Raw genomic sequence first — 25304 nt, 5'->3', positions numbered from 1 at the left:
CCGGGGTGGGGGTCGGCGGGGGGGGGGCGCGCCGTCACGGCTCGCCCGCCCCTCGCGGAATCACTTCCGGGTGTCGTTCTCCCTGCCCTCGCCGTCCTGCCGCAGCAGCGCGCCGATCCGGGCCGCCGCGGTCGACAGGTGGCCCCGGGCCTCCGCCAGCTGGTCCGCCGTGACCCCCCGGTCCCGGGCCGCGTCGCGGATGTCGTCGCGGAAGCGGTCGAGCAGACGGTCCAGGTCGCGGGCCGGATTGCCCGTGACGCCCGCGTCGTTGCCCCACTCGGGGTCCGCCGCGGCCGGTTCCGGCTTGGTGTACGGCGGCCAGCTCCCGGACCCGGTGTAGCCGGCCAGGCGGCCCGTGATCTCGGCGAGCCCCTCCCGTACTCCCGTGGGCCAGTCGCCGCGCGCGAAGTGCTCCTGGACCTGACGGGCCGCGTTCTGCATCTGCTCACGCGCCCTGTCCTGGGCCTCCTTGGCCTGGCGGCGGGCCTGCTGGGCCTCCTCGCGCGCCCGGCGGGACTCGTCCTTCGCGCGGCGGGCCTGCTCCTTCCACTCCTGCCGGGCCTTGCGCAGCTCCTCCTTCGCGCTGCGCCACGCCTCCTTGTCACCGAAGTCCGTGAAGTCGCCGAAATCGCCGAACGGGGAACCCCGGTCGCCCTTCGCGCCGCTCCCCGCGGCCGAGGTGTGCCGGCTCTCGCTGGCCGCCGCGCGCATCTCGCTGCGCAGCTTGCCCGCCGCGCCGCGCACGTCGTCCCGGATCTCGGCTGCCAGTTCGGAGACCGACTCACGGATCTCCAGCTCCAGATCGGCCAGTTCGCCACCGCGTCCGGCCAGTTCGGCGCGGCCCGCGTCGGTGATCGAGTAGACCTTGCGTCCGCCCTCGGTGGCATGGGTGACGAGGCCCTCGGCCTCCAGCTTGGCCAGGCGCGGATAGACGGTGCCCGCCGACGGTGCGTACAGACCCTGGAAGCGTTCCTCCAGGATCCGGATCACCTCGTAGCCGTGGCGGGGTGCCTCGTCCAGCAGCTTGAGCAGGTAGAGGCGGAGGCGCCCGTGGGCGAATACGGGGGGCATGTCAGAGCACCTTTCCGGTCGGCTCGGCGGTGTGCGGATCGTCCTCGGCCGGTGGGCGGCGCAGCAGGGCGATCGATCCGGAGATGGTGGTCGCCCGCAGCTTCCCGGTTCCGGCTCCGAGCGTGCCGGTGATCTTCTTCGCCCCCCACTGGCCGCTGACCCGCAGGTCCTCGAAGCCGTTGGAGACGGAGCCGCTCGCCGTGTTGGCCTCGACCGTCGCGTCCGCCGGGTGCGGAAGCCGGATGGCGACCTCGCCGGAGACCGTGGTCAGCCGGATGTCCGTGGGCTCCCCGGTCGGGTCCAGGTCCAGCACCATGTTTCCGCTGACCGATTCGGCGCGTACCAGGGCGCCTGCGCCCTCGATGACCGTCAGGTCGCCGGAGACCGACTTGAAGCGGAGTGCGCCGTTGACGGCCTGGGCCTCCACGCCGCCGGAGACCGTCTCCGCCAGGACCGGGCCGGTGAGCCCGACGAGCGTGGAGTCGCCGGAGACGCCCCGTACGTCCGTACGTCCGCGGATTCCGGAGACGACGGCTCCGGCGCCGACCACGCCGACCTCCACCGCCGACCCGGCCGGCACGGCGAGCGAGACGACGGCGCTGCGGTGCCAGCCCTTGGGATCGAACCATTTGAGGAAGCCGTTCCAGGGCAGGCCCTCGTACGCGACCGTGAGGACACCGTCCTGCTGCGTCACGATCAGCGGCGGGCCCTCGACGGCGGAGACCTCCAGCCGCGCGGTCGGCTCGTCGGTGCCGACCACGTTGACGGTGCCGTTGACTATGCGCACGCTGAGCGCCGTCACCGGCTCGTCGAAAGTCAGTTTCTGCGGCTCGGCGACGGTCCACGTCGGCACAGGCATGGATCTGACCTCCCGGGTGAGTCGGCGCGACGCAACATATCGCGTCTCTTGCTGAACACGATATATCGCGGATCGGGGAAGTCAAGAGGAGGGTCGAGAGGGTGCGAGGCCATCAAATCGCACCAAATATGGGCAAATTGCCCTACGGTGTGGGGCATGAACGCGACATCATCCGCGGGTGCGCTGCTGCTCTGCCGGGCCGAACCCGAGTCCGTACGGCCGGCGGCCCATCTGCTGCGCGAGCGGATGCTGCTCGCGCCCGCCGGTGACGGGTGGAGCGTCCTGGTCCCGGAGGGAAGGCCCTGGCAGGGACAGGGACAGGGACAGGGGCAAGGCGCGGCGGAGAAGAGGGCGGGGGAGGAGGGTGAGCCGCAGCCGGTCGACCGTGTGCTCGGCGGCTGGGCCGCCGCGCTCGCGGTCGGCTCGGCCTGGCCGGTCCTCGCGCTGTGGTGGGACGGCGACCGGGCCGGCTACACGCTCGCGTCCGGATTCCGGCGGCCCGTCGGGTACGTCTGGCTGGCGGACGGCACCCCGGCCGGTGAGGACGAGGCGATGCACACGTTCGCCGTACGGCTCGGCCTGGACCCCGTGCTGGACGTCCAGCGGCTCGAAGCCCTGACCCGCCCCGACCCCGAGACGGACGCCCGCACCCGGCTGCGGGGTCTCCTCGCCGTCCTCGCCCACCTCGGACTGGCGCTGCCGTCCGGTCTCGACCCCGGCGAACCCGCCGAGCGGCTCTGCGTCGCGGCCGGGCGCGGACCCACCACGGAGCGGATCGTCTGGGCAGGGTGGCGCGAGGCCGTGAAGCGGGAACTCGACGCGGTCGAGAGCAGCGGGTTCGGACCGTGGGTGCGTGGTCCCAGGGCGCGCGCCCTGGCCCTGGCCCAGCTCGCCGCGGGCCTCCCGCTCGTCGCCCTGGGGGCCCGGCGCCGCAGCGGAGGCTGGGCGTTCGCGGGGGCGCTGCTGATCGTGCACGGGGCACTCGGCCTCGGGTACGACCGGATCCGGGCCTCCGCCCCCTGGGGCGGAACGAACTGAGGCCCGTCCTACTCGTCGTCCTCGTCCTCGTCGTCCAGCCGGGCCAGCCAGGTGGCGAGGCGCTCGACGGGCACCTCGAAGTCGGGATTGAGATCGACGAACGTGCGCAGCTGCTCGGCGAGCCACTCGAAGGTGACCTCCTCCTCGCCGCGCCGCTTCTCCAGTTCCTCGATACCACGGTCGGTGAAGTACATGGCGCAAGTTTAAGGCCTGGTGAGGGCCGTCGGAGGGCCGGGACCGCGGGCCCGGGAGCCTCTCGCGGGGACGGTGGAACCGGGTCGGGGAACGGCCGCGGAACCACCCTCCGCACGGCCGCGTCCTCGCCGATGTGCCTCGCGCCGCCCGCGTACTGCCGTTAACCTGCGGTGAGTTCGGGGAACGGGGGGTTTCATGAGCGACAGCGGGGCCCGTGTCACGCGCATCGAGATGCCGGACGGTACGCCGGTCTGGGCGCGCATCTCCGGGGCCGAGGAACTTCAGCGGCAGCCGGGCGGGGGCCTGTCCTACACGGACACCGGATTCTCGGACATCGCCGACCAGGTGCAGGCCCGGGTCGAGAGTCTGCAGTCCGTGGTGACCAGCGTCGCGCGTTCGCTCGCCGAGCCGCTGCGGGCCGTACGGCCGGACGAGGTCAGCGTCGAATTCGGCATCGAGCTCACCGCCAAGGCGGGCAGGGTCGTCGGACTCCTCGCCGACGGCGAGGCCAAGGGAGCCATCAAGGTCACGCTCACCTGGAGCGGCGGCGGCCCGCCCGTCGCCCCGCCGATCACACCGCAACTGCCCGTGCAGGCCGCCCCGGTCCCACCACCGGTCCCGCCGGGACCCCCGATGCCGCCGGCCCCGGCGCCCCAGGGGACCGCGCCGACCGGCCCCGTGCCCGCGCCGTCGCACGCCCCCGGATCCGCGGACGGTTCGCCCGCCGGGGCATCCCCCGGCGCACCGGCGCACCCCGACGGCAGCGCGGCCGGCGATGGCGGCGGGTCGTGACGGTGGAGGCCGGCGGGGGCGCGGTGGGGGGTCCTGAACCGGCCGAGGCCGCCCTCATGGACCTCGTGCGGGACGCCACCGTACGCATCCATCGTCCGGGGGGCGGGTATGCCACTGACGGACCGGGCCCGAGCTTCCTGGGAAGCGGCTTCTTCGTCGCCCCGGGCTGGGTTCTCACGTGCGCGCATGTGGCCATGCAGGGGGAGGGGCGCGAGGTGAGCGTGTGGTACAGGGCCGACCCCCACGACTCCGGACTGACCGAGGTTCCCGGAGCGGTGGTCGCCGCGCTGCCCGGGACCCGGCCGGCCGGATCCCACGGGTGGCCCGCGCCCGATCTCGCGCTCGTCCAGCTGCGACGGCCCGTCGAACACCCCTGTGTGTACGTCACCGAACGAGCGGAGGCCATGCTCCGCGGCCGCAAGGTCCGCGTCGTGGGCTGGGCGCGCTCACCGGGCGGCGGGCTGACGACGCTCAGCGGTGACTGCGAGGTGAAGGGCACCTACGGCGGCTGGGCAGACGCCGACCAGCAGATCCGGCTCGCCGAGGACTGGCTGGAGCTCGGAATGTCCGGTGGGCCGGTGGTGGACGTCACCCGCGGCGAGGTGGTCGGCGTGATCAAGTCGCAGCTCGACGGACACCAGGGCGGCACCGCCGTCGGGATCGAGCGGCTGCGCTCGCTGACGGTGCCGGGCGGACCCGTGGAGACCGAGACGGACGACACGTACCAGGCCGTCTTCCACGCCCACGACCGCTACCATGCCGACCGGCACAACAGCCCCGCCTCCACCGAGCGGACCTGGGCCGATGTGCAGAGCGAGCTTCCCGGACCGCTCGGCCGGGTGCTCAGCCCCAAGCGGCGGATCGACCTCCTGGGCAGGCTCGCCGAGTTCCCGCCACCGGTCAGTACCCGTAATCTGCTGCGGCTCCTCGACGGCCTGCCGAACGTCCACGCGCGCGATCTGCGGCCCGCGCCGCGCGGCTGGCGCGACGGGCTCGGCGCGCTGTGCGACACCCGAGTCCGCGACCGCGACGCCGCGCTCGAACTGATCCTGCGCTACTGCATGGGCGTCCTCGCCGCCGACCGGCCGTACGACGTGCCGTCCACCCGGGCCGCCACGAAGTCCCTGTGGGAATGGGTGAAACGGATCGCCGACGAGGACCTCTCCCGGGATTTCCGGCAGGAGCTCGTACTGCACTGGCATGCCGTCCGGCAGCGCCGGGACCAGGAACACCAGCGACCCCCCGAGCCCAGGAACGGGCCGGTCCGGTACGGCGAACGCGCCTTCGTGCTGCTGGAGCTGGAACCGAGGGGCTGGGAACGGGACCGTTACGACTGGCGTGTCGGCGTCGCCCGCCGCACCGGGGAGGTGCTGCCCGTGGCCGAGGACAGCCAGGGCACGGGGCTCGGCGCCCTGGCCGAACGGCTCGCCGCCCCGCTCGCCGAGGCGTTCCGGAGGTGCGACGAACCGGACAGCCCCGCCATGCTCCAGGTCGCGGTCGTACCTGCGCTGCTCGGCCTGGACGTGGACAACTGGCGGACGACCCCCGACGGGCCGCCGCTCGGGGCCCAACGCCCGGTGGCCGTCCGCTGCTCGGATCCGGGGCAACAGCCGCCCGGCGAAGAGCTGGAGAGGGTGCGCAGGGCCCGCTGGAACGGCACCAGGAACGCTCCCATGCGCGCCGAGGTCGTCGACTGCGAGGACGGAATGGGGGTACGCGTACCGGAGGTGACGACGCTGCACACCCTGCCGCACGAGACCGTCCCGGTGCTCTGCAGATACGGCGACCGGCCCGCCCCCGAGGCCACGGCCGGGCTGGTGCGGATCCTCGAAGGCGGATTCGGAGTGGCCCTGTGGCGGCGGACCGGGGAGACCGGCGCGGTCTGCACCGAGTTCCACCGGCGCGCAGCCGACGCCGTCGCGGAGGCCCGCAGCGCCGACCGGCTGCCGCAGAAGATCCACGAGCTGAGACAGGGTGTGCGCGCGGGGCGCACGGAGACGTACTGGTCGGACGGCGTCGCCCTGTACTACGACGATCCGCACCACCCGCTGCCCGGTGCCGGACAGCTCCTGGAGGCGCCGTGAACGGCCGCACCACTGCGCCCCTTACGGAGGCATGCCCCGATCGCTACGGTGAGGCACGTTCGGTGGCTGCCCCGCGGACCCGTCCCGGCAAACGAGTGACGACGAGGAACACGCTATGAGTGAACCCAGCGAGTGGCTCATCTACCGGGGGGCCGGCGAACCCCACGAGGGCATCGGACAGCTTCCGCCACCGCCCCCCTGGCGTGATTTCGCGGGCCGCGGCGCCCCGGACCCGGACGGGAGCGGCGACGGCCCCGGTGCGCGCACGGACGGCTCCGCCGCCCGCCGCCTCGGCGGGCACCGGCACATCGCCGAACTCCACCGGCCCGGCGCCGAAGAACTCGAAATGATCAATGCCGCGCTCTATCTGCGCCGCCCGCTGCTGGTCACCGGAAGCCCCGGCGCCGGAAAGAGCACGCTGGCCCACTCCGTCGCCCATGAACTGCGGCTCGGCCGGGTTCTGCGCTGGCCCATCGTCAGCCGCTCCACCCTCCTCGACGGCCTCTACCACTACGACGCGATCGCCAGGCTGCAGGACGTCCAGATCGCCGCGCACGGCTCCGCCGCCGGAACGACCGGCGCGGACGCCGCGGACGACGTCGGCAGCTACATCCGGCTCGGCCCGCTCGGCACCGCGCTGCTGCCCTCCGACCGGCCCCGCGTCCTGCTCATCGACGAGCTCGACAAGAGCGACATCGACCTGCCCAACGACCTTCTCAATGTCCTGGAGGAGGGCGAGTTCGGCATACCCGAGCTGGAGCGGATCGCCGACCGGCTGCCCGGCGGAGAGGCCGAGGTGCTGACCGACGACGGCACGAAGGTGAAGGTCAGGGGCGGCCGGGTGCAGTGCGGGGCCTTCCCTTTCGTCGTGCTGACCAGCAACGGCGAGCGCGACTTCCCGGCCCCGCTGATGCGCCGCTGCATCCACCTGGAGCTCGGCCGCCCCGATCACCAGCGGCTCGCCACGTTCGTACGGGCCCATCTCGGCGACGAGGCGGCACGCTCCGGGGACGATCTCATCGCCCACTTCCTGGAGCGTTCGCGCAGCGAACTCCTCGCCACCGACCAGCTGTTGAACGCCATCTACCTCACCGACACCGCCGCCCCGGCCGGCCGCGACCGGCTCGCCGACCTGCTCATCCAGCGACTCGACCGGCCGAGGTGATGAGCTGATGCCCGACGCCACGGCACGGCACGGCCCGGACGGCGGCCCGCCTCCGGGCGGCCGCCCCGGCCCGGAGACCGCGGGGCACGCACCGGAGCCGTACGACGGAGGGCTGCTGCCCGTACTCGTCGCCCGGCTGCGCGCCGCCGGGCTCGACCCCGACGCCGAACAGCTCTGCGACGCCCTCTGGCTCGCCCGGTGGACCTCCCCCGCCGGCGCACCGGAGGGGGAGGAGGAGCGGGGCGGCGCGCCCGCGCGACCCCGGCCACCCGACGCGATGCCCGCCGCGCCGTCCACCGGGCCCGCGCCCGTCGCCGCCGCCACGGACGGCGTACCGGACGACGGCCGCACGGGACAGGAGGGCTCCGCGGACGCCGACGGCCGCGTCGCCCTGTACCCCGTGCCGCCGCGGGGGCCGGGGGGCCGGGCCGACCGGCGCGAGGGGGAGGACGACGGCCCCGGTGACCACGGGCGGCGAGGCGCCGCCACCCTCACCCTCGGTGTGCCCGCCGCCCCCGCACTTCCCGCGCCGCTGGAACTCCAGCGTGCCTTACGCCCGTTGCAACGCTACCGTCCCGCTTCACCCCCCTCGCGCCACACTCTGGACGAGACGGCCACCGCCGAACTGAGTGCCCGGGCGGGCGGGTTGATCATCCCGGTGTTCCGCGCCGTCTCCCGGGCCGACGCGCTTCTGCAGTTCGTCATGGACGCCTCGTCGTCGATGCGCGTATGGGACCGTATGTTCGGTGAACTCCAGCAGATCTTCAGCCAGTTGGGTGCCTTCCGGGATGTCCAGGTGCGCTATCTGCACCGCGGGCCCGACGGCTCCTGCGCCGTCAGCCGCAGCCCCGACCCGGCCGCCGCGCCGTTGAGCTCCGCGGACCGGCTGAGCGACCCGACCGGCCGTCGCGTCACCGTCCTGGTCAGCGACTGCGCCGGACCGCTCTGGCACAGCGGGCGGGCACACCGGCTGCTTCATCAGCTGGCTCGGCAGGCCCCGGCCGCGATCCTGCAGCCGCTGCCGCAACGCATGTGGAACCGCACCAGGCTGCCGGTCACCTACGGGGCGCTCTCCCGCGGCGAAGGACTCTCCGGCGCCGCGGTCCTCAAGGTCACCGAGGAGCCCGGCGGTGTGCCCGCCTCCCGTCCCGGCGCCCTCGCCGTCCCCGTACTCCCGCCGGTGGCGGGCGCGCTCGCGGCCTGGGCCAGGCTGCTCTCCGGAACCGGCGCCGGCCGGATCTCCGGAGCGGTCGGCTGGGTCAGGGCCGACCAGCCCGCCGCACCGGGGCCCCGCCCCGGGGACCGGCTGTCCTCGCTCCAGCTGGTCAGCCGCTTCCGCTCGACGGCATCCCCGGCCGCCGGACAGCTGGCGGTCTATCTCGCCGCGGCCCCGCTCCATCTGCCGGTGATGCAACTGGTCCAGCGGACGATGCTGCCCGACTCGGGTCCGTCCGAACTCGCGGAGGTGCTGCTGAGCGGACTGCTGACGCGCGGCAGGTCCGACGCCGCGGGCGGTGGGCAGTGGTACGAATTCGCCCCCGGCGTCCAGGAGGCCCTGCTCGGTCCGCTGGGCCGGGACGAGGCGCTCCTCGTGCTCAAGCACTGCTCGGAGTACATAGAGCAGCGGTTCGGCAAGGGCGGGCCGAACTTCCCCGCCCTGGCCTTCGCGCAGCTCGGCGAAGGGCGCCGCGGCACCTCGTACGCCACGGACACCGGGCCGCGGACGGACAGCGGATTCGGCGGGGGCGGGGAGAACGGGGAGGGCGACGAGAACGGCGAGGGCGACGGCGCCGGGTCACGCGTCCCGCACCCCTTCGCCGAGGTCGCGGCCCGCGTACTGGAGCGTTTCATGCCGTTGCCCGAACAGTTCGCCCGCTACGGCGACCGGGGCGTCCACGACGCCACCGGCCGCACCGCGCACACCGCGGTGGAGAGCGCCCGCGCGCTCCTGCGCCAGTTCGAATCGGACAGCATGGTGCAGTACCTGATCGACGCGGTGCAGCTGCTGCGCGGCGCCACCGAGCGCGAGCCGTACCCGGGCGCCGACCCGGAGCTGTGGGCGGAGTACGCCCGCTGCGTACTGCGGCTGTGGGGGTTCCAGGGCGGCGGCGACCTGCTGCGCGAGGCCGAGCGGGCCGCGGAACTGGCCGCCGAGCAGCCCGGAGCGGTGCGCGAGCGGGCCGTACTGGCCAAGGTGCTGCACGCCACGGCCGACGACCGGCGCCGGCGCGGCGACCGGAACGGCGCCCTCGAACTTCTCCGGCGCGCCGACCGCGAGTACACCGCCGCGTGCGCGGCCCCGGGCCTGGACCCCGACGAGGCGTTGCTGCTCACCCTGGAGCGGGTGCGGGCCCTGGAGGCGCAGTGGCGGCTCGGCGGCGACAGCGCCCTGCTGCAGGCCGCGGCCGGCATGCTGGAGGCGTTCGCCGACGTCTGGCCCGACCAGGAGAACCGGCCGGTCTCCCTGCCGCTCGCCCACGGCCGGACCCTGCTACGGCTGGCCGAGGCGACGGTCGACACCGAGCAGGCCCGGGTCTACGCCGGCCAGGCGACCCGCTCGCTGCGCACCGCGTTCGTCGCGGTCGACGGACGGACGCCGGACGCCGCGGCGCGGATCGTCGTGGACCTCGTGGACGCCCTGCTGGCCTCCGGCGGTGAACCGGACGAGGCGGCGGCGCTGGTCGACCGGGCTCTGGAGACCGAACGCGAACAGCGCCGCCGCGCCGCGCTGCAGATCAGGGCGGGGCGGGTCCGCGTCGCCCGGTACGAGCAGCTGGGCGCGCCGGACGAACTCGTGGCGGCCGCCGAGTGGTTCGACCGCGCGTCCCGCGGCGTCCCGCGCGATTCCCGGCCCCACTCGGATCTGCTCGCCGAATGGGGCGGGGCGCTGCTGCGCCGCGCCGAACTCCCGGACGGGCACGGCCACATCGGCTCGGCCGTCCGGGTGCTGCGGGACTGCCGCACGGAGACGCCCTCCGGCAGTGCCCGCCTGGCCGGACGGCTGCTGATGCTCGGCCGCGCCCTGATGCTGCGGCACCGGCTCACCGAGGACCGGGTCGACCTGCGGGAGGCCGAGTATCTCTTCGGGCTCGCCGCGCAGGAGGCGCGCGATCCGCTGACCGAGGCGCGCTGCTGGCTGGCGCTGGGCCGGTCCCATCTCGATGCGTCCCGCGTGCTGCAGCGGCCGGCCAGGCTGGACGAGGCGGCCGAGGCGTTCCGGGACGCGGCCGAGTCGGCACGCACGGCCGAAGCGGAGCTGGAGAGTCCACAACAGCGCCAAGAGGCGGTCGAGTTGGGTGCTATGGCCAACCACTGGCGGGGTATGACGTATGAGAAGGCGGGACGTCCCCGGGCCGCACGCGAGGCGTACCGGGCGGCCGGTCTCGCATGGCGCAGACTGCCGGACGGCGGCGGCGCGGCGGCCGAGTCGACCGCCGAGCGGCTGGCCGAGCTGGAGCGCTGAGCGCACGACGGAGTGCGCGCGGTGGTCCCCGCGGCCCGGCACGGACCTGACGGTCGGTGTCGGGAGAGCGGTCACGCACGCGGGTCAGGGATGCGAGTTCGGCGGCGGGCGCTCGACGGAGAGCGCACGGCCGCGGAGCCGGTACAGCGACAACGGGGAGATCCGATGGACGAATTGAACGGCTCGGGTGGACCGGCCGACACCGGCCGGGCGAGGGAGGACGGCGGACCGGGCGACGCGCTGCCGGACCTGCTCGGCCTCGACCTGGAGACGCTGCGGACACTGGACCACCCGGTCCTCGCCCAGGTGGTGGCGGACCTGCGGGACAGGTCCGAGCAGCCGCGGGAGATGCTGTGGGGATTCACCAACGCGTTCTGATCTGCCGCCCGGGGCGGGGCTGCCCGCACCTTTCCGGCCGGCCCGGTTCGAGCCCGTCCTGTTTCGGCCCGAGGCCCGGTTGAACAGGACATCGTGGCCAGGGGCGAGTTTGCCCGCACGGCAGGACAGGGATACTCGCCAAGGGCCGGCAACGGGCGCCGTCTCGACGGAGGACGTACAGCACGGGGGTGCCGGAGTGTCCCGACAGGCGACGCCGCCCACGGCACCGCGCCCGGATCCTGGCATCCGGCCACCTGTGCCCTTCGGCCAGTTCATCGTCAAGGTGCACGGCCGCTGCAACCTGGCCTGCCGCTACTGCTACCTCTACGAAGGCCCCGACCGGACGTGGCGGGCGCGCCCCGCCGCCGCGGCGCCGGCCGTGCTCGACCGGACCGCGGACCGGATCGCCGAGCACGCGGCAGCCCATGGTCTGCGCAACGTGGCACTGGTTCTGCACGGCGGTGAACCGCTGCTTGCCGGGGCCGACCGGCTGGCCGCGCTCAGCGACCGGGTCCGTGCACGCGTACCCGACGCCTGCACCGTCCACACCACCGTCCAGACCAACGCCACCCTGCTCACCGACGCCCGTGTCGCCACCCTAGCCCGGCACGGCATCCGCGTCGGCGTCAGCCTCGACGGCGGCCTGGTCAGCCACAACACCCTGCGGACCGATCACGCGGGGCGCCCCTCCTGGCCCGCCGCCTCCCGCGGCGCCCGCCTCCTGGCCGACCGGTATCCCGACGCGTACGCCGGGATCCTCACCGTCGTCGACCCGCGGACCGACCCCGTCGAGATGTACGAGTCGTTGCTCGGCCTGCGCCCGCCCGCGCTGGACCTACTGCTGCCGCACGGCAACTGGACGAACCCGCCACCGGGCATACCCGACGCCGGCACCCCGGGCACCGGACCCGGACCAGCCCGCCCGACCCCGTACGGCGACTGGCTGAGCACGGTCTTCGACCGCTGGTGGCCGGCCGGCCGGCGAGAGACTCGGGTCCGGCTGTTCGAGGAGTGTCTCGCCCTCCTGCTCGGCCTGCCCGCCGCCACCGAATCGCTCGGACTCGACCCGGTGGACGTGATCGTCGTCGAGACGGACGGCACGATCGAACAGGTCGACTCCCTCAAGTCCGCTTACGACACGGCCGCTGCCACCGGACTCGACATCTTCCGCCACAGCTTCGACGACGCCCTGCGCCACCCGGGGGTCGTCGCCCGTCAGGCAGGCACCGGCGCTCTCGCGCCCGCCTGCCGCACCTGCCCGCTGCTGACCGTCTGCGGCGGAGGCCACTACGCCCACCGCTACCGCGCAGGGTCCGGTTTCACCAACCCCTCGGTCTACTGTGCCGACCTCGACCGGTTCGTCCGCCATGTGGCGGGCCGGCTGGCCACCGCGACCGCGGGAGCCCCCCGATGAGCCCCGCCCTCCCGGACCACGTGCTCCGCGAACTCGGCCGTACCGAAGGCGATGCCGACTCACTCGGCCTGCTCGTACGCGACCAGGACACCCGCCGCCTCGTCCTGCTGCGGGCACTGCTCGACGCCGCGGGGGGAGCCCCCGCCACCGTCCTCCCGCCGCGGCGCCTGAGCCGGCTGCGTCAGGACTGGGCGCTGCTCGAAGCGGCAGACCGCGCCGACCGTACGGCCGCGCGCGCCGTGCTGCTGTACCCGCTGGCGGGCCCGTGGGCGCAACGCTGTCTGCGCGGCCTCACCGCCCCCGGAGCGACCGCCGGACTCACCTCCGATCTCGACCACTTGAGCGCGCTGGCGGCAGCAGCGGCGATCCGCGCCGGGCTCGCCTTCTCCGTCCGGCTCACGGCCCCGGGCGGCGGTCTGCTGCCACTTCCGACACTGGGGGCGCTGCAAACGGACCCCGGCCCGGTCGACATCGCGTTCGACGGAGACCGACTGACACTGCGGCCGGGCCGGCCGGCGGCTGCGACCGTCTCCGTACACACCCAGCCGGACGGCACGACAAGTTCGCCGGACCCGCGGTGGCTGCCCGTACTCTCCCTGGCCGCGGTACTGCCCGGGGCCCGGCCCGTCCCGCTGGACGACCTGGACCCGCACCGCACATCGGGCAGCGGTCTCGAACGCCACGGCCTGAGCGGCGCCACCAACATCGACGACGCCGAACGGAAGGCATGGACCCGGTCCTGGTCGGGAGTGGAGCCGCTGCTCCGGATCGGCGGCGAACACCGCCTGACCGAAGCGGCGGTCCTGCTGCGCTGTCTGGTGCCGCTCGGGCCTCCGCCCGGATCGGGGCCCACCGGCCAGGGCGCGGCGCACTGCAGTGGAACCAGGCGCGAGGCGTTCGGCGCGGTCCTCAGCAGCAAGCCCGCCACCCCGGCGTACTTCGCGTCGACCCTCGTCCACGAACTCCAGCACACCAAGCTGGCCGCGCTCAGCGCCCTCGTACGGCTGCATCACGAGGACGCCGTCCCCAGGCACTTCGCGCCCTGGCGATCCGACCCCCGGCCGTTCGACGGACTGCTGCAGGGTGCGTACTCGCACATCGCGCTGGCCGACTACTGGCAGCGGTTCGCCCGCGGAGCGGAACGGGTCACGCACCGCGATCTGGCCTGGGCGGAACACGCGCGCTGCCGCGAACAGGTCGGGGCCGTACTGCCCGTACTCGCCGGTTCGGGTGCGCTGACCCACGAGGGACGCGTACTCGTCAACGAGATGATCGCCCTCTACCACCGTCTGGCCGATTGGCCGCCACCCACGGGTCATCTGGCACGTGCGGCGGCGTACGTGAGCACGGCACGCGTGATATGGCAGCAGAGGAACGGCTCGCGGCGGGCATGACGGCGGGCACGACCGGCGCCCCCGGCGACCTGATCCGAAAGGCTCGCCGGTGTATGTTGACAAGGCTCGAATCGAGGCAGGGAGACGGTTGAATGCCCGGAACGCACAAGCAAGTTGGAGCAACCGGGACGCAGACCGTCACCATCAGTTTCGCCGGTTTCAACCGGGCGTGGGCGGCCTGGATCGGGGACCGTCTGGAGCGGCGCGGGGTGACGGTCGTCCAGCAGCGCTGGGATCCGCCGGTGGAGGTCCCGCTCGAGGAGAGCCTGCGCGACCTGGCGCTGTCCCGCGGCCGTGTCCTGGTGATTCTCAGCGACTGGTACTTCCAGCTCGGCCCGCGCAGTCATGACGAGTGGAACCGGGCCCTGCGCGAGGTCGTCGCCCCCGACCCGGACCGGTTCGTCGCCGTCTCCGTCACCACCTCCGCCCTACCGGGCGCAACCTCCGTCTTCGGCGCGGCGGACCTGACCAACATCGGGGCCGACGAGGCCGAGCGGCGGCTGCTCGCCCGCCTCGGCCTTCCGGCCGGACCGCTGCCGCAGCCCGCGGACGCCAGGCCCGGCCCGCGATATCCCGCCGACGTCCCCGAGGTGTGGGGCGGAGTGCCGCGCCGAAACATCCGCTTCACCGGCCGCGAGGCGCTGCTCAACCACGCCTACCGCGCCCTCCAGGAAGCCGGCTCCGGTGCGGGCGTCGTGACGTTGCACGGCATGTCGGGTGTCGGCAAGACGCAGCTGGCCGCGGAGTACGTCTACCGGTTCGGGTCCGAGTACGACGTGGTGTGGTGGGTCCCCGCCGACCGCCGGGCCCTCTACCGGCAGAAACTCGCCGAACTCGCCCCGGAGCTGGGTCTGTCCACCGGAGCCGAGTACGGCGAACGGCTGCGCGCGGTCCGTGACTCGCTGCGTCGCGGCGACCCCCACTCGCACTGGCTGCTGGTCCTCGACGGAGCCGACGAGCCCGAACAGATCTGGGACCTGGTGCCGACCGGCCCGGGACACGTCCTGATCACTTCCCGCAACCCCGAGTGGGGCGAGCACAACAGCAACCTCGTCGAAGTACCGGTCTACAGCCGCGAGGAATCGGTCGCCTTCATCCGCCGCCGCGCACCGCGCCTGACCCCCGCCGAGGCCGACCAGCTCGCCGATGCCCTCGAAGACCTTCCGCTGCTGCTCGACCAGACGGCCGGCTGGCTCAACGACTCCGACATGTCCGTCGAGGAGTACATCGAACTTCTCGACGGCGGCATCGATCAGGACGTCGTCAAGGTCTCGGCGGACTTCCCGGTCGCCTTCCAGACCGCCTGGTCGATACTGCTGAACAAACTGAAGGACACCGTCCCCGAATCCGTCGATCTGCTGCGCCTGTGCACCTTCTTCGCCCCCGGTTCGATCCCCGTGCGGCTCCTGAAGGAAATGCCTTCCGGTGAACTGCCCGAGCAGCTGTCCGGCCTGATGAACGACCCGCTGCTGTGGAACAGGGCGATCGGTCAGCTCCGGCAGTACTCCGTGGTCCGCCTGGAGTCCCACGAGTCGATCATCGACGAACCCTCCTCCGGCGAATCGCTGTACCTGCACCGCATGGTCCATCAGATCGTCGGCAAGGACATGCTGGAGCGGGACCGGCAGGAATTCATCGGGGTGGTCCGCAGAGCCCTCGCGGCCGCAGACCCCGGCCGCCCCACCGACACCCGGCTGTGGCCCGCTTACGCCGAGATCACCCCCCACCTGAAGTGGGCCGACGTCCTGCAGAGCACCGACCCGGCGGTCCACGGTCTGGTCCTCAACTGCCTGCGGTACATGTACCTCTCGGGTGAGTACCGGGCAGGGATCAAGCTCGGCGCCCGCGCGATGAAAGCCTGGCGCGAGCTCCTGGGCGAGAACCACCCCAGGGTCTGGGACGTGAGCTACAACTACGCCAATCTGCTGCGGGCCGTCGGCGACTACGCGGGCACGGAGGCCATTGAGCGGGCCGCAGTGGATCACCTGCGTACCGAGCGCGGCGAAGGGGATCTGGAGCACCTGCGTGCGGCCGGTGGTCTCGCCGCCGACCTGCGGGGGCTCGGCCGGTACGACGAGGCGCTGGAGATCTCCGGCTGGATCCTCACGTCGTACCGGGAGCTCCTGGGCGAGCAGGACTCGCGGACGCTCAACGCGCAGAACAACCTGGGCACGTCGATGCGCCTGCTGGGCCGCTACGAAGAGGCTCTCGAACTGAACCGGCGCACTCTGGAGGCCAGGCGCCAGCTGCTGCGCCCGCGCCACGGCTGGACGCTGTACTCGGAGATCAACTACGCCACCGATCTGCGGCTGCTGGGCCGTTACGGCGAGGCGGAGTCGCTCCAGGCGCAGAGCGCCCGGGTGCACCGGATCGTCATGGGGGCCGACAACCCGCAGACCCTGCGCGCCGAGCACAACCTCGCGCTGTGCCATTACCGTTCGGGGGACCGCACCAGGGCCCGGGCTCTCTTCAGCCGTGTGCTGGAACGCTGCGAACGCGTACTGGGCGAGGGCGATCCGCTGACCATGATGTTCGCGGCCAGTCAGAGCTTCTTCGCCCGTGAGCACGCCGACATCGACCAAGCCAGGGAGATCAGCGAGAAGGTCGTGAACGGCTATGTCGACATGCTCGGCGAATCCCACCCGTACGTGGCGGGAACCCGGGCCAACCACGCGCTGATCCTGCGCAACGTGGGAGAACGGGACCACGCCCATCTGCTCCTGGAGGAAGCGCTCGCGGAGATGACCCGTGCGGTCGGGGAGAACCACCCCTGGACACTCGGCTGCGCCATCAACGCCTCGGCACTGCGCAACCTGGTCGGCGACCCGGAATCCGCCGCCGCCCTCACGGAGACCATCGTCACCCGCGCCACCGAAGTCCTCGGCCGCACCCACCCGCTGACCCTCTCCGCGCGGATCGCGCACGCGGCCGACCTGCGCGGTGTCCGGGACCGGCAGCGTGCCGACAAGATCGAGACCGAGGCCCTGGACGACCTCGTGAGCAGCCTTGGCGCCCAGCACGTCCACACGGTCTCGGCACGGTCCCGCAACCGCCCCTACTGGGACTTCGAACCGCAGATGATCTGAGGCCTTTCGGTAAAAGGACCCCGACAGATGAATCATCGTCAGTAATCTTGTGTACAGGCTTGGTTGACGTTCGAGGGGGAACGGATGACGGTCATCGTGGGGCCTGCCGCACCAGGAGAGGACGGTCCGATCCCGGTCGTCGTCGACGGCGACGAGTACGGGCCCGCTGCCCGTGACTTCGACGCCTTCTACGAGGACGAGGAGGCGAGGGAAGGTACCGCCCGGCGTGTCATACGAGCTGGCCAAGACGTCTACGGCGAGGGGCTCGACCTCGCCAGGCGCTGTGCTTCCCAGGCGATGCGCAGACTCAGTGACCTCGGCGACGGTCTGCGGCCCGACGAGATCGAACTGCAGGTGGGCATCACCTTCGAGGCCGGCATGGCCGCCGTGGTGAGGGCCGGGGCGCAGGCCCAGATCCAGGTCACCTTCCGCTGGCAGCCGGGCGACGCGGCCGCGCCCGCCACCACCGTCACCGGTACGGGTACCGGCGCATGAGCGGGACGCCGTTACCCGCCATACCGATCCTCCCGTACAGCCGGGTCGTCGGCCAGGACGAGCTCAAGCTCGCACTGGAGCTCAACTTCATTGCCCCGCGCATCGGTGGGGTACTGATCACCGGGCAACGTGGCACTGCCAAATCCACGATCGTGCGCTCCTTCGCACTCATGTCCGGCGGCGAACTGCCCGTCACTCTGCCGATCAACGCGACCGACGACCGGGTACTGGGCGGTTGGGAGCTCGACGCGCTGATGCGCGGCGAGGCGAAGGAACAGCCCGGACTGCTCGAAGCAGCCCACGAAAAGGGCTTGTTGTACATCGACGAGGTCAATCTTCTCGACGACCATCTCGTCAACATCATCCTTGATGTGGTCTCCACGGGTGTGCTGTCCGTCCAGCGAGAAGGGATCGACGCCGCCAGGCACCTTTCCTTCGGGCTCGTCGGCACCATGAATCCGGAGGAAGGCAGCCTGCGCCCCCAACTCCTCGACCGGTTCGGACTGATGGTCATCGCCTCCGATCTGGACACCGAGGCCCGCCATCGGATGATCACGACCGTGCTGGCCTTCGAGGAGGAGTCCGCCCTCGAAGCCTCCTCCTGGCGGGATTCGGCCGAGGCGGAGAACGCCACGCTGTGCCGGACCCTGCTGGCTGCCCGTAAGCGGCTCACCCGGGTCAGGCTCGATGAGACCATGAGTCGGCTGTGCGCCGAGGCGGCGGGGCGGATGGGCTCGGTGGGGCAGCGCGGCGGCCTCCTCGTCGCTCGGGCCTCCCGCGCGCTGGCCGCCAGAGACGGTGCGGCACGGGTCGATCCCGAACATGTGCGACGGGTCCTGCCGCTCGTCCTGCGGCACCGGCGTCCCGAATCCGCCCACGGCGGTGTCTTCGTCTGGGGGCCGGACGAGGACGCCCGCGTCGCCGAGCTCTTCGGCTGAGCCGCCCATGTCCGGGAACCTGCCGCAGACCGGGCCTGCCGGGGAGCCGGACGGTCTCCCCCGGCGGCTGCTGACTGCCCTCGTCTGTTCCGTGGTCGAGCCGGGGCTGTCCGGCGTGCTCCTGTTCGACCTGCCCGGGGACGGGGTCACTTCCGTCACAAGGGTGTTTGCCTCGTTGCTCGCCCGGTCCTCCGGTGGAGCCGCTGTGCCGCGTACCGTCCTCGGGGCAGCCACCCGGGACGAGGAGCTGTGGGTACGGCCCCGGCTCGGGAACGGCCCCGGCGGCATCGGCCTCACCCTCGCCCCCGGCCCACTGACCGAGGCCGATGGGGTACCCTCCCTGGTCGTCGTGCCCGACCTGGCAAGGCTCAGCATCCCCGGGATGCGCGCCGCCGTGCAGTTGCTGGGTGCCGATGTCGCCACCGTCGAGCATTCCGGGCTGCGGCGTCGGTGGGCGCCCCGGGCACGCTGGCTCGCCGGCTGCCGCACCGAGGACGTCGATCGCGTCTCACCACACCTTCTCGACCGCTTCCCGGTCAGACTGTCCTCCGCGGGACTGCGCAGGTCCCCGGGGCCAGATCCCTTCGGCCGGCTTCCCGCATCCTGGGCGGCCGCCCTGGAACCGGCCGCGGACCGCCCGCCCGTCCGAGTCGGTGACGGCCTCGTCGCACGCGTCCTGGAGCTGCTCGGCGACGGCGGTGGGGACGGCACCGGTCACCGGCGGGCCCTTGCCCTGGCCCGGATCGCCCGCGCGCTGGCCCGCATCGACGGGGACGCCGAAGTGACCGCCGACCGGGCCGACGAGGCGGCGCGGCTGATCGGGCTGCCCTCGGCCAGGCGCCCGCAGACCGGCCGTGAGCGCGGAACCAGCCCTGCCGGCGGGCCGGTTGCCGCACCGGGCCACGGCGGCCGCCGTCCCCTGCACACTCCTGAACCAGGGCCCGACGACCGGCGCAGGCCGCTGCACGGCACACCGGTGTTCGAACCCGGCCCCGCCGAGCACATCGGCTCTGCCCCGGCTCCTGGCGCAGGGACTGCCGACACCCCCTACCCCGAGGATGTGAAGGGCCCGGTGCCCGAATCCGCTTCCTTGCAGATTCCCGCCCGGCGCACCGCGGGACCACGGGCGGCCCGGGGCGCCGTCATCGGCGTACGGCGCGCCCGCGACCTGTGGGACCTCGCCCCGGTCCGTACGGTGATGGAGGCCGCCAAGTACCAGGGGCTGCGAGGCCGGCCGGAGCGGCTGACGATCGCCCCCGGCGATCTGCGCGGCTATGTCCGGGCGCCCGAGCCGGAGCGGATGCTCGCCCTGGTCCTCGACCATACCTGCAGGCACGGCTGGGAGTGGCGCGACGCACTCGATCCCTTTCTTCAATGGGCCTACGTCAGCCGGGCATCCGTTCACGTGGTCGAGGTGGGTGGCCGCGGCGCCGGGACGGCAGGCCGGACCGAGGTACAGGAACTGCGCGCCGAGTCCTTCGCCGCCCGCAGCGTTCTCGACCCCCGTCTCGCTGCCGCGCTGAACCGGGCACCCGGCCGGGCCACTCCTCTCGCGCATGGACTGGAACAGGCTGCGCATGCCCTGCGGCGGACCTTCCAGCACCACCGGGCCGGTCTGGTCGAGGCACTGCTGGTCGTCGTCACCGACGGCCGGGGCAACGTTCCGCTAGCCGTCAGCCACCTCGGCCGTCCCGGCGACGGGGCCGTGGGACGCGCTGGAATCGACGACGCGTTGGCCGTCGCCACCCGGATCAGCGGCATGGATCGTACCCGGCTCCACTGCGTGGTCGTTGACCCGATGCGCCAGCCGTACGCCGAACTGCCCACCCTGCTGTCCGACGCGCTCTGCGGCACAGTGATCGAGGGGCGGCCGGTGGAGGAGGCGGCCGACCATGCAGGGTGATCCGTCCGGACTGCGCAGACTGCTCGACAGCGGGGTGGTGAAGGGGCGACGGCTCACTCGCACGGCGGCGCCCGATGGGACCGTAGCGGGGCTGCGCGACCGTCTCGGCTTCGGGGCGGTCGACGCGGACAGACGCCTTCCCCCCGCGACCGCGCGGATCAGGGTCGTTCCGCACCACGACCGCCGGGGCGGGCCGCCCGCCTTCGGTATCAGTGCCTGGTGCGAGGGCGTCGCGAGGCTTCCGTACACCACGGGGCCCACCCAGCTGAGGCCAGACGGGATCGCGCTCGGCAACGTCCGCGCGGGCGGCGAGGCGCCGTCCGAACTGCTGCGCGCCATTCGCCTCTGGTCCCGCAACCAACGGGTACTCGCCGCCTGGATAAACCGGGCCCGCGCAGTGCACGGCGACGCGCTCAGACTGACCATCCACGACGACACCGGGTACGAACTGCCCTGGGAGGCGCTCTGGCTTCCGTCGGATCACGGACACGGCCTGACGGAAGGGTTGTTGGGAGCGCTGGTCGTGCTCACCCGGTGGCTCACCATCCGCCGCCCCGACATCGTCCTGCCCAAGGATCACACTGCCGTGGAAGGAGGGGTCCTGGGTTACTTCTTCCACGACCGGGACTTCGATCCGCTCCTGGAACCCTCCCGCGCCCATCTCCACGACATGCGTTCCGACATGGCTGCCTTCCATGGGTATGTGCACCGCCCCCATGTCGACATCGATCCGTTCCTCGCCGCGCTCGACGAACCGTCCGGCCTGCCGACCGGACTCGTCTACATGGCCTGCCACGGCACCTACGACGAACAGGTCAGCGCGCTCTCCCTCGCGGGTGTCACCTGGTCCGAGCTCGACGAGCACGAGATGGCGGTGCTGGACAGCGACCACGCCATGGTCTGCCTGAACGCCTGTCACTCCGGCCGGTTCGTACGGAACACCGGCGGAGGGGAGTCCGACCTCCGCGGCTTCGCCGAACTCTTCCTGCGCAAAGGGGCCGCCGGCTGCGTCGTCACGGCGGGAAAGGTCGGCGACCGGGAAGCCCGTGAACTCATCGGGCAGCTCGTCAGGACCGTGACGGAGGAGCCGTGGCGACCGGTCGCGGATTCCCTGCGGCTTTTCCGCGCCCGGGCCCTCCAGGAATTCGGTTCACTGGCCGACATACCGCGCACCCAGCAGGAGGGCAGACCCAACAGGGAAGGACAGCGCCGGGTGCGGCGGCTGCTCTACAGCCTGATGTTCCAGTACTACGGGCATCCGCTCAGCACCCTCCGGCTCGCCGGGCTGCGTGATGACGCCGCGGGCACGAAGCGCCGGGAGGAGGCACACCACTATGAACGGTGAGGACCGGCCCCTGCTGATCGAACCGGTCGTCAGCCGGCCGCACGAGGCCGAGGCGGGCAGCACCTATCTCGTCACTGTCGATCTGTGCGGGCCCCTGGATACCGCCGGCGAGTACGACTGCACCGCATGGCCCTTCCCGGAGGAGGAGTTGCCCTTCACGGCCGCTCTGGACGGTTCCCCGCAGTTCGTCTGCGAGGTGCTGGACGACCCCGGACTCGTGCTTCACCGCTACGGCGGTACGTACGGCCCGGCCCGTTTCGTGGTCACGGCGGGCACCGCTGCCGGGCCGGCGTCGCTTTGGCTGACAATCTCCAACCAGTGGGGCATGCTGGTCCGCAAGTCGGAACTGATCTGCCCCATCCGCGAGCCGGGCGGTGATGCAGGGGCCGGCCGGAGGATCGCCGGGTACGTCGGTACGGAGGAACCGCCCGGGCAGGAGGAACGGTCGGCGCCGGAGGCACCGCGGTCGCGGAACGACACGCAGAAACCGGAGCCCCCCGCTTCGGCCGCCTCCGAAATCCCGTCGGCCGCCCAGACCGGGACCGCCGAGGAACTGCCGAGCCGGCGCCCGGGCTTCTGGCAGGTGATCACGGACCGGCTCCGGCGGGAAGGTCCGGAGCCCGGAACGGGCCTTGCGGCGGACCCGACGTCCTCGGGGGACCGGATGCCGGCAAAGACATCAGGACAGACATCCGGCTCCGGGCAGAACCCTGGCTCCGCACCCGACGTCACCATCAGTTTCGCCGGTTTCAACCGGGCGTGGGCGGCCTGGATCGGGGACCGTCTGGAGCGGCGCGGGGTGACGGTCGTCCAGCAGCGCTGGGATCCGCCGACGGGGGTCCCGCTCGAGGAGAGCCTGCGCGATCTGACGCTCTCCCGCGGCCGTGTCCTGGTCGTCCTCAGCGAGTGGTACTTCCAGCTCGGCGCGCGCAGTCACGGCGAGTGGAACCGGGCGCTGCGCGAGGTCGTCGCCTCAGGCCCGGAGCGCTTCGTCGCCGTCTCCGTGACCACGTCCGCACTGCCGGGGGCCTCCGTGCTCGACGCGTTGGACCTGACCAACATCGGGGCCGACGAGGCCGAGCGGCGGCTGCTCGCCCGCCTCGGCCTTCCGGCCGGACCGCTGCCGCAGCCCGCGGACGCCAGGCCCGGCCCGCGATATCCCGCCGACATGCCCGAGGTGTGGGGCGGAGTGCCGCGCCGCAACACCCGCTTCACCGGCCGCGAGGCGCTGCTCTCGGGCGTCCGCGAATTTCTCCACGCGGCCGATTCCGGTGCGGGCGTCGTGACGTTGCACGGCATGTCGGGTGTCGGCAAGACGCAGCTGGCCGCGGAGTACGTCTACCGGTTCGGGTCCGAGTACGACGTGGTGTGGTGGGTCCCTGCCGACAGCCGTACCGCCTGTCGGCAGAAGCTCGCCGAACTCGCCCCGGAGCTGGGTCTGTCCACCGGCGCCGAGTACGGGGAACGGCTGCGCGCGGTCCGTGACTCGCTGCGTCGCGGCGACCCCTACTCCCACTGGCTGCTGGTCTTCGACGGAGCCGACGAGCCCGAACAGATCTGGGACCTGGTGCCGACCGGCCCGGGACACGTCCTGATCACTTCCCGCAACCCCGAGTGGGGCGAGCACAACAGCAACCTCGTCGAAGTACCGGTCTACAGCCGTGAGGAATCGGTCGCTTTCATCCGCCGCCGCGCACTGCGCCTGACCCCCGCCGAGGCCGACCAGCTCGCCGAGGGACTTGCTGACCTGCCCCTTCTGCTCGACCAGACAGCCGGCTGGCTCAACGACTCCGACATGTCCATCGAGGAGTACCTGGGACTCCTGCACAGCGGCGACGAAGCCGTCCGGATCTCCGCGGACTTCCCTCTCGCCTTTCAGACCGCCTGGGCGATTCTGCTCAATCAGCTGCGCGAGGCGTCGCCGGAGGCCGTCGAACTTCTGCGTCTGTGCGCCTCCTTCGCCCCTGGCACCCTCTCGCTCCGGTTGCTCACAGCGGTGCCTCCGAGCGCACTGCCCGGGCGGCTCGCCCCGGTGATCGGCGACCCGGCGTCACTCGACCGGGCGATCGGCCAGCTGCGGCGGTACTCCGTGATCCGGCTGGAGCGGGACGAGGGGATAGAGGACCCCCGAGGGCGCCCGGCGCGCGGCATCACCCTGTATCTGCACCGCATGGTCCACGGACTCGTCCGTGAGGACATCCCGGGACCCGAACGTGCCCTCTACGTCCGAGCCGCACGTGACTCCCTCGCGGCCGCGGATCCCGGCCGTCCTACCGACACCCGCCTGTGGCCCGCCTACGCCGAAATCATTCCCCACCTGAAGTGGGCCGAGGTGCTGGACAGCACCGATGACGCGGTGCAGGAGCTTGTCCTCAACTGCCTGCGCTACCAGTACCTCTCGGGGGAGTACGGGGCGGGCATCCGGTTCGCCGAAGATGCGATGCCTGCCTGGCGTGTCCTGCTCGGCGACACCCACCAGCGGATCTGGGACGTCAGTTACAACTATGCCAATCTGTTGCGGGCCGTCGGTGACTACGCGGGCACGGAGGCCATTGAGCGGGCCGCCGTGGACCATCTGCGCGCCGAGCGCGGCGAACGGGACCTGGAGCACCTGCGCGCGGCCGGTGGTCTCGCCGCCGACCTGCGGGGGCTCGGCCGGTACGGCGAGGCGCTGGAGATCTCCGGTCGGATCCTCGCGTCGTACCGGGAGCTCCTGGGCGAGCAGGACTCGCGGACGCTCAACGCGCAGAACAACCTGGCCATCTCGCTTCGGCTGCTGGGCCGCTACGAAGAGGCTCTCGAACTGAACCGGCGCACTCTGGAGGCCAGGCGCCAGCTGCTGCGCCCGCGCCACGGCTGGACGCTGTACTCGGAGATCCACTACGCCACCGATCTGCGGCTGCTGGGCCGTTACGGCGAGGCGGAGTCGCTCCAGGCGCAGAGCGCCCGGGTGCACCGGATCGTCATGGGGGTCGACAATCCGCAGACCCTGCGTGCCGAGCACAACCTCGCGCTGTGTCATTACCGTTCGGGGGACCGCACCAGGGCCCGGGCTCTCTTCAGCCGTGTGCTGGAACGCTGCGAACGTGTACTGGGCGAGGGCGATCCGCTGACCATGATGTTCGCGGCCAGTCAGAGTTTCTTCGCCCGTGAGCACGCCGACATCGACCAGGCCAGGGAGATCAGCGAGAAGGTCGTGAACGGCTATGTCGACATGCTCGGCGAATCCCACCCGTACGTGGCGGGAACCCGGGCCAACCACGCGCTGATCCTGCGCAACGTGGGAGAACGGGACCACGCCCATCTGCTCCTGGAGGAAGCGCTCGTCGACATGACCCACGCGGTCGGCGAGAACCATCCCTGGACACTCGGCTGCGCGATCAACGCCTCGGCGCTGCGCAATCTGGTGGGTGATACCAGAGGCGCTGCCGCCCTCACGGAGGCAACCGTCACCCGCGCCACCGAGGTCCTCGGCCGGACCCACCCGCTCACCCTCTCCGCGCGGACCGCGTACGCCGCTGACCTGCGCGGCCTGCGGGAGCGGCAGCGAGCCGACAGGATCGAGGACCAAGTCCTGAGCGACCTCTCCGCCACGCTCGGCCCCCAGCACGTCCACACCGTCTCGGCGCGATCCCGCAACCGCCCCTACTGGGACTTCGAACCGCAGATCATCTGATCCTCCGG

17 protein-coding genes are annotated in these 25304 nt (G+C 72.4%); 14 read left to right on the top strand and 3 right to left on the bottom strand.

Annotated features, from left to right (window positions below; translation table 11 throughout):
* Positions 1 to 60 precede the first annotated feature (60 nt).
* Together ACFVXE_RS23165 and ACFVXE_RS23160 are read right to left on the bottom strand one after the other, a co-directional pair.
* Positions 61 to 1071 carry a helix-turn-helix transcriptional regulator gene (locus tag ACFVXE_RS23165; protein ID WP_389673666.1) on the bottom strand — a complete coding sequence of 337 codons (1011 nt, stop codon included), beginning with the start codon at positions 1069 to 1071 and terminating at the stop codon, positions 61 to 63.
* Between the two features lies 1 nt (position 1072).
* Positions 1073 to 1930: a DUF4097 domain-containing protein gene (locus tag ACFVXE_RS23160; protein ID WP_389673665.1), complete on the bottom strand. Its 858-nt coding sequence runs from the start codon at positions 1928 to 1930 to the stop codon at positions 1073 to 1075.
* A 156-nt stretch (positions 1931 to 2086) separates the two neighbouring features.
* Between ACFVXE_RS23160 and ACFVXE_RS23155 the strand changes: the two genes are divergently transcribed.
* Entirely contained in the window at positions 2087 to 2968 is an 882-nt protein-coding gene (locus ACFVXE_RS23155; RefSeq protein ID WP_389673663.1) for a hypothetical protein, read from the top strand.
* 8 nt (positions 2969 to 2976) lie between these two features.
* On the opposite strand, the gene ACFVXE_RS23150 is transcribed toward ACFVXE_RS23155, so the two are convergent.
* Positions 2977 to 3162, bottom strand: a complete 186-nt coding sequence (locus ACFVXE_RS23150) for a DUF6104 family protein (protein WP_007266501.1) — start codon at positions 3160 to 3162, stop codon at positions 2977 to 2979.
* A gap of 196 nt (positions 3163 to 3358) precedes the next feature.
* On the opposite strand from ACFVXE_RS23150, the gene ACFVXE_RS23145 reads away from it, so the two are divergent.
* From ACFVXE_RS23145 to fxsT (ACFVXE_RS23085), 13 genes are all read left to right on the top strand, one after another.
* On the top strand, positions 3359 to 3955 hold the full coding sequence (locus ACFVXE_RS23145; protein WP_389673662.1) for a CU044_2847 family protein: 597 nt from the start codon (positions 3359 to 3361) through the stop codon (positions 3953 to 3955).
* Positions 3956 to 4011: 56 nt separating this feature from the next.
* Entirely contained in the window at positions 4012 to 6039 is a 2028-nt protein-coding gene (locus ACFVXE_RS23140; RefSeq protein WP_389673672.1) for a trypsin-like peptidase domain-containing protein, read from the top strand.
* A 115-nt stretch (positions 6040 to 6154) separates the two neighbouring features.
* A complete protein-coding gene (locus ACFVXE_RS23135) occupies positions 6155 to 7204 on the top strand; it encodes an AAA family ATPase (RefSeq protein ID WP_389673660.1) in 1050 nt (349 codons plus the stop codon).
* A gap of 7 nt (positions 7205 to 7211) precedes the next feature.
* Positions 7212 to 10667, top strand: a complete 3456-nt coding sequence (locus tag ACFVXE_RS23130; protein ID WP_389673658.1) for an SAV_2336 N-terminal domain-related protein — start codon at positions 7212 to 7214, stop codon at positions 10665 to 10667.
* A 165-nt stretch (positions 10668 to 10832) separates the two neighbouring features.
* On the top strand, positions 10833 to 11045 hold the full coding sequence (fxsA, locus tag ACFVXE_RS23125) for an FxSxx-COOH cyclophane-containing RiPP peptide (RefSeq protein ID WP_389673657.1): 213 nt from the start codon (positions 10833 to 10835) through the stop codon (positions 11043 to 11045).
* Positions 11046 to 11301: 256 nt separating this feature from the next.
* Positions 11302 to 12459 carry an FxsB family cyclophane-forming radical SAM/SPASM peptide maturase gene (locus ACFVXE_RS23120; protein ID WP_389673655.1) on the top strand — a complete coding sequence of 386 codons (1158 nt, stop codon included), beginning with the start codon at positions 11302 to 11304 and terminating at the stop codon, positions 12457 to 12459.
* The gene (locus ACFVXE_RS23115) at positions 12456 to 13853 is read left to right on the top strand and encodes an aKG-HExxH-type peptide beta-hydroxylase (RefSeq protein WP_389673653.1); all 1398 of its coding nucleotides are present in this window, start codon (positions 12456 to 12458) and stop codon (positions 13851 to 13853) included. The genes ACFVXE_RS23120 and ACFVXE_RS23115 overlap by 4 nt, the downstream gene beginning before the upstream one ends.
* Positions 13854 to 13945: 92 nt before the next feature.
* The gene (gene fxsT / locus ACFVXE_RS23110) at positions 13946 to 16939 is read left to right on the top strand and encodes an FxSxx-COOH system tetratricopeptide repeat protein (protein ID WP_389673651.1); all 2994 of its coding nucleotides are present in this window, start codon (positions 13946 to 13948) and stop codon (positions 16937 to 16939) included.
* 84 nt (positions 16940 to 17023) lie between these two features.
* The gene (locus ACFVXE_RS23105; RefSeq protein ID WP_389673649.1) at positions 17024 to 17434 is read left to right on the top strand and encodes a CU044_2847 family protein; all 411 of its coding nucleotides are present in this window, start codon (positions 17024 to 17026) and stop codon (positions 17432 to 17434) included.
* Positions 17431 to 18372, top strand: coding sequence for an AAA family ATPase (locus tag ACFVXE_RS23100; RefSeq protein ID WP_389673648.1), 942 nt, complete (start codon positions 17431 to 17433; stop codon positions 18370 to 18372). The genes ACFVXE_RS23105 and ACFVXE_RS23100 overlap by 4 nt, the downstream gene beginning before the upstream one ends.
* Before the next feature lie 7 nt (positions 18373 to 18379).
* Positions 18380 to 20275 carry a hypothetical protein gene (locus ACFVXE_RS23095; protein ID WP_389673647.1) on the top strand — a complete coding sequence of 632 codons (1896 nt, stop codon included), beginning with the start codon at positions 18380 to 18382 and terminating at the stop codon, positions 20273 to 20275.
* On the top strand, positions 20265 to 21620 hold the full coding sequence (locus ACFVXE_RS23090; RefSeq protein ID WP_389673645.1) for a CHAT domain-containing protein: 1356 nt from the start codon (positions 20265 to 20267) through the stop codon (positions 21618 to 21620). The genes ACFVXE_RS23095 and ACFVXE_RS23090 overlap by 11 nt, the downstream gene beginning before the upstream one ends.
* 664 nt (positions 21621 to 22284) lie before the next feature.
* Positions 22285 to 25296 carry an FxSxx-COOH system tetratricopeptide repeat protein gene (gene fxsT, locus ACFVXE_RS23085; RefSeq protein ID WP_389673671.1) on the top strand — a complete coding sequence of 1004 codons (3012 nt, stop codon included), beginning with the start codon at positions 22285 to 22287 and terminating at the stop codon, positions 25294 to 25296.
* The last annotated feature ends 8 nt before the right edge of the window (positions 25297 to 25304 follow it).

It is taken from the genome of Streptomyces sp. NPDC058231 (assembly GCF_042882275.1).
In the GTDB taxonomy this organism is placed as follows: Bacteria; Actinomycetota; Actinomycetes; order Streptomycetales; family Streptomycetaceae; genus Streptomyces.
The sequence above is the reverse complement of the archived record's forward strand: the minus strand, read 5'-3'. Positions and strand labels throughout refer to the sequence as shown.

Bases quoted from the DNA above. Each gene is read 5' to 3' on its own strand.
- ACFVXE_RS23165 (WP_389673666.1), bottom strand. From the start codon at position 1,071: ATGCCCCCCGTATTCGCCCACGGGCGCCTCCGCCTCTACCTGCTCAAG.
- ACFVXE_RS23160 (WP_389673665.1), bottom strand. From the start codon at position 1,930: ATGCCTGTGCCGACGTGGACCGTCGCCGAGCCGCAGAAACTGACTTTC.
- ACFVXE_RS23155 (WP_389673663.1), top strand. From the start codon at position 2,087: ATGAACGCGACATCATCCGCGGGTGCGCTGCTGCTCTGCCGGGCCGAA.
- ACFVXE_RS23150 (WP_007266501.1), bottom strand. From the start codon at position 3,162: ATGTACTTCACCGACCGTGGTATCGAGGAACTGGAGAAGCGGCGCGGC.
- ACFVXE_RS23145 (WP_389673662.1), top strand. From the start codon at position 3,359: ATGAGCGACAGCGGGGCCCGTGTCACGCGCATCGAGATGCCGGACGGT.
- ACFVXE_RS23140 (WP_389673672.1), top strand. From the start codon at position 4,012: ATGGACCTCGTGCGGGACGCCACCGTACGCATCCATCGTCCGGGGGGC.
- ACFVXE_RS23135 (WP_389673660.1), top strand. From the start codon at position 6,155: ATGAGTGAACCCAGCGAGTGGCTCATCTACCGGGGGGCCGGCGAACCC.
- ACFVXE_RS23130 (WP_389673658.1), top strand. From the start codon at position 7,212: ATGCCCGACGCCACGGCACGGCACGGCCCGGACGGCGGCCCGCCTCCG.
- fxsA (WP_389673657.1), top strand. From the start codon at position 10,833: ATGGACGAATTGAACGGCTCGGGTGGACCGGCCGACACCGGCCGGGCG.
- ACFVXE_RS23115 (WP_389673653.1), top strand. From the start codon at position 12,456: ATGAGCCCCGCCCTCCCGGACCACGTGCTCCGCGAACTCGGCCGTACC.
- fxsT (WP_389673651.1), top strand. From the start codon at position 13,946: ATGCCCGGAACGCACAAGCAAGTTGGAGCAACCGGGACGCAGACCGTC.
- ACFVXE_RS23105 (WP_389673649.1), top strand. From the start codon at position 17,024: ATGACGGTCATCGTGGGGCCTGCCGCACCAGGAGAGGACGGTCCGATC.
- ACFVXE_RS23100 (WP_389673648.1), top strand. From the start codon at position 17,431: ATGAGCGGGACGCCGTTACCCGCCATACCGATCCTCCCGTACAGCCGG.
- ACFVXE_RS23095 (WP_389673647.1), top strand. From the start codon at position 18,380: ATGTCCGGGAACCTGCCGCAGACCGGGCCTGCCGGGGAGCCGGACGGT.
- ACFVXE_RS23090 (WP_389673645.1), top strand. From the start codon at position 20,265: ATGCAGGGTGATCCGTCCGGACTGCGCAGACTGCTCGACAGCGGGGTG.
- fxsT (WP_389673671.1), top strand. From the start codon at position 22,285: ATGCCGGCAAAGACATCAGGACAGACATCCGGCTCCGGGCAGAACCCT.